The following is a 3,337-nucleotide window of genomic DNA, read 5'->3' as shown; positions in this document are numbered from 1 at the left end:
CGGCACCGGCGCCGGCGCCGGCGCCGGCGCCGGCCTCCGCCGAGGCGGCGGACGACGTGCCGGTCACGATGAACGGCGACCGCATCCTCGAGCTGACGCTCGGGCCGCTGCAAAAGCCCGAACTGGCCGACAGCATCGTCGAGCTCTTCAAGGAGATCGAGGGCCTCGGCACCATCGATCCGATCGACGGTGGCATGCCTCAGGACGGCTTGCGGCGCTTCCGCGTCACCACGCCCAGCAGCGACGCCGACCTGCTCGACCTGTTCGGCTTCCACGTGGCGCGCGAGGAGGTGCAACTGCGCCCCTGGAGCGGCGAGCGCGTCGCGCCGGGCTACGGCTTCTATCCCAACGCACCCGGATCGCCGATGACCGAGGAAGACCCGGGCTTCGGCTTCTTCGACAACGCGCCCGGTGCGCCTGGCGCCTCCACCCAGCCGCCCACCGAGGCCGCAGCACCGGCGGTGGCTGCAGGCGCTCCGAAGGCGGCCGGCAAGGCCGAGGGCAAGGCCCCGGCCGCCACGCTGGAGGCATCGTCGATCCGCGTGTCGGTCGAGAAGGTCGACCAGCTGATCAACCTGATGGGCGAGCTCGTCATCACCCAGGCCATGCTGGCGCAGAACAGCACCCACCTCGATCCTGTGCTCTACCAGAGCATGGTCTCGGGCCTGACGGCGCTGGACCGCAACACCCGCGACCTGCAGGAAGCGGTGATGTCGATCCGCATGATCCCGATGCAGACGGTGTTCAGCCGCTTCCCGCGCATGCTGCGCGACCTGGCCAGCAAGCTCGGCAAGCAGGTCGAGCTGGTGACGCAGGGCGAAGCGACCGAGCTGGACAAGAGCCTGGTCGAGAAGATCACCGACCCGCTGACCCACCTGGTGCGCAACTCCTGCGACCACGGCATCGAGATGCCGGAGGAACGCCGCGCCAAGGGCAAGCCCGAGGTCGGCACGATCACGCTGGCGGCGTCCCACCAGGGCGGCAGCATCGTCATCGAGGTGCGCGACGACGGCAAGGGCCTGTCGCGCGAGAAGCTGCTGAAGAAGGCGCGCGAACGCGGTCTGCATGCCCCCGACTCGCTGAGCGACGGCGAGGTCTGGGCGCTGATCTTCGAGCCCGGCTTCTCCACCGCCGAGGTGGTGACCGATGTGTCCGGCCGCGGTGTCGGCATGGACGTGGTCAAGAAGAACATCGCCTCGCTCGGCGGTACCGTCGAGATCGACTCGGCCGAAGGCTACGGCATGCGCGTCGCGGTGCGCCTGCCGCTCACGCTGGCCATCATGGACGGCATGAGCGTGGGTGTCGGCGACGAGGTCTACATCCTGCCGCTGTCCAGCGTGGTCGAGAGCTTCCAGGTCGGCGAGAACGTCATCAAGACCGTCGGCGGCAGCGGCCGCGTGGTCGAGGTGCGCGAGGAATACATGCCGGTGCTCGAGCTCGAGCAGCTGTTCCACGTGCCGCGCTCGAACGACGAGCATGCCAGCGAGATCATGGTCGTGATCGAGGCCGAGGGCGGCCGCATCGCGCTGCTGGTGGACGAGCTGATCGGCCAGCAGCAGGTGGTGGTGAAGAACCTCGAGGCCAACTACCGCAAGGTCGACGACATCTCCGGCGCCACCATCATGGGTGACGGCCGCGTCGCCCTCATCCTCGACGTGGGATCGCTGGTGCGGCGCTCGCGCCACTGAGGGGCCGTCTCCGCCCGAACCGATTCCCGCTCTCCCGGAAAGACTCCAAGATGAAACTCGACCAACTGAAGATCGGCGCCCGACTCGGGGCAGGCTTCGGCACCGTGCTGTTGTTGCTGGTGCTGATCGTCATGCTCTCGTTCTCGCGACTCGTGATGACCGAACGGGGCTTCGACAGCGCGCTCGACGTGGAGCATCGCGTGGCGCGGGCCGACGAATGGAAGAACCTGACCACGCTCAACGTCAGCCGCACCATCGCGATCGTGAAGTCGGGTGGCCTGCCGCAGATGAGCGCGTTCCTCACGCCGCAGATGAAGGACACCAGCGAGCAGATCACGCGCGTGCAGAAGGAACTGGAGGCCGAGCTGAGCCATGAGCGCAGCAAGGCACTGTTTGCCGACATCTCAGGGAAGCGCAAGGTCTACATCGACCAACGCGAAGCGGCGCTGGCCCTGCTGAAGGCCGGCGACGTCGCGGCGGTCGAGCTGCTCCTGGAGAAGAGCCTGCTGCCGGCCTCCAAGGTCTACCTGGCGGCCATCGAGGACTTCAGTAACTTCGAGCGCGAGCTGGCCGTGCAGAGCGCCGCTGCGGTGAAGGCCGACGTGCAGCGCAGCAAGCTGATGCTGCTGGTGCTGGCCGGTGTGTCCATCGTCCTCGGCAGCCTGAGCGCCTGGGTCCTGACCCGGTCCGTGACGGCGCCGCTGCGCCGCGCTGCGGCCAGCACGCAGGCGATCGCCGCCGGCGACCTGTCGCAACCCATCGACGCCACGGGCCGCGACGAGGTGGCCGACCTGCAGCGCAGCCTGGGCAGGATGCAGACCTCGCTGCGCGACATGGTGAGCGCGGTGCGCCTGAGCACCGACAGCATCACCACCGCCAGCAGCGAGATCGCGACCGGCAACCAGGACCTCAGCGCCCGCACCGAACAGACCGCGAGCAACCTTCAGGAAACCGCGAGCTCGATGGAGCAGCTCACCGGCACGGTCAAGCAGACCGCCGAGTCCGCCCGCACCGCCAACCAGCTCGCGTCGTCGGCCCAGGCCACGGCGGCCAAGGGCGGCCAGGTGGTGTCGCAGGTCGTGTCGACGATGGACGACATCAACGCGAGCAGCAAGAAGATCGCCGACATCATCGGCGTGATCGACGGCATCGCCTTCCAGACCAACATCCTCGCACTGAACGCGGCGGTCGAGGCCGCCCGTGCCGGTGAGCAGGGCCGCGGCTTCGCGGTGGTGGCCGGCGAAGTGCGCAACCTGGCGCAGCGCAGCGCCCAGGCCGCCAAGGAGATCAAGGACCTGATCGGTGCGAGCGTCGAGCGGGTCGAGTCGGGCAGCAAGCTGGTGGCCGATGCCGGCCGCACGATGAGCGAGATCGTGGGTTCGGTGCAGCGTGTGTCCGACATCATCGGTGAGATCACGGCCGCCGCCGCCGAGCAGTCGGACGGCATCGGTCAGGTCAACACCGCGGTGACCAACCTCGACCAGATGACGCAGCAGAACGCCGCGCTGGTGGAGGAGAGCGCCGCCGCCGCCGAGAGCCTGAAGGATCAGGCGATCCGTCTGGCCGCTTCGGTCTCGGTGTTCCGCGTCGATGCGCATGGCGCGGTGTCGCGGCCGGCCGCTGCCACGCCGAGCCTGCCCGCGCCCAGC

Annotated in this window: 2 protein-coding genes; both read left to right on the top strand. The window is 68.8% G+C overall.

Features of this window, described 5'->3' with window-relative positions; translation table 11 throughout:
* On the top strand, nt 1-1,688 hold a 1,688-nt coding region (locus tag Y694_RS20620), incomplete at its 5' end, for a chemotaxis protein CheA (protein ID WP_036236080.1).
* 50 nt (nt 1,689-1,738) lie between these two features.
* On the top strand, nt 1,739-3,337 hold a 1,599-nt coding region (locus Y694_RS20615), incomplete at its 3' end, for a methyl-accepting chemotaxis protein (protein ID WP_036236077.1).

Source organism: Methylibium sp. T29-B (assembly GCF_000576225.1).
GTDB classification, from domain to species: domain Bacteria; phylum Pseudomonadota; class Gammaproteobacteria; order Burkholderiales; family Burkholderiaceae_C; genus Methylibium; species Methylibium petroleiphilum.
This window is presented reverse-complemented; position numbering and strand designations above follow the sequence as displayed.